The sequence below is a fragment of the Winogradskyella sp. UBA3174 genome, from assembly GCF_002364335.1.
Classification (GTDB): domain Bacteria; phylum Bacteroidota; class Bacteroidia; order Flavobacteriales; family Flavobacteriaceae; genus Winogradskyella.
This window is the reverse complement of sequence record NZ_DEXW01000023.1, coordinates 1-779: the sequence shown is the minus strand read 5'-3', so window position 1 is coordinate 779 and position 779 is coordinate 1. Positions and strand designations below refer to the sequence as shown.

Genomic DNA, 779 nt, shown 5'->3' with positions numbered 1-779 from the left:
GGATGGGCTTTTGATAAGAGTAATTGTACTATCCTATACTCTAAAAAAGGAGAAGCAACATTTACTTACAATTTAAAACTTAAAAAAGGAAATAAATCTAAATTGATTAGACGTAAATCCTAAACTTAATTATTGGCGCGTTATAAAGGCAACATCTTTTAGAGATGTTGCCTTTATTTGGGTTAAATGCTTTCAAGATTGACAAGCAGCTATTTGTTTAGTTTGTAAGCACAGTATTCTTACCTTTGCAAAAGATTTTGAAAAGAATTCGAACGGAAAACCCTAAAGAGGACGACTCCAAAAGAAATATAATACATAGTCATGGCAAATAACATCAAAGCGCAACAAGATATTCTCGAGAAATTAAATATCTACGAGCTCAATCCAATGCAAGTAGCCGCTATAGAGGCGATTGAAGAAAATGATAAAACCATACTCTTATCTCCAACAGGAACGGGGAAAACCTTAGCCTTTTTATTGCCTTTATTAGAACGCTTAGATCCAGAATGTGAAGAAGTACAAGCCTTAATCATTGTGCCTTCAAGAGAATTAGCGATTCAGATAGAAACTGTGGTTAGAAATATGGGATCTGGTTATAAAGCCAATGCTATTTATGGAGGGAGATCTATTGCGAAAGATAAAACAGAACTGAAACATACACCAGCCATCTTAATAGGTACTCCAGGACGTTTAGCAGATCATTTTGAACAAGCACGTTTTACTACCAAATTCATTAAAACCTTGGTGATTGATGAGTTTGATATTTCTATTGAAGTTGG

1 protein-coding gene is annotated in these 779 nt (G+C 34.3%); it reads left to right on the top strand.

Annotated features, from left to right (window positions below):
- Positions 1–321: 321 nt before the first annotated feature.
- On the top strand, positions 322–779 hold a 458-nt coding region (locus B2U95_RS02420; RefSeq protein WP_296312298.1), incomplete at its 3' end, for a DEAD/DEAH box helicase family protein.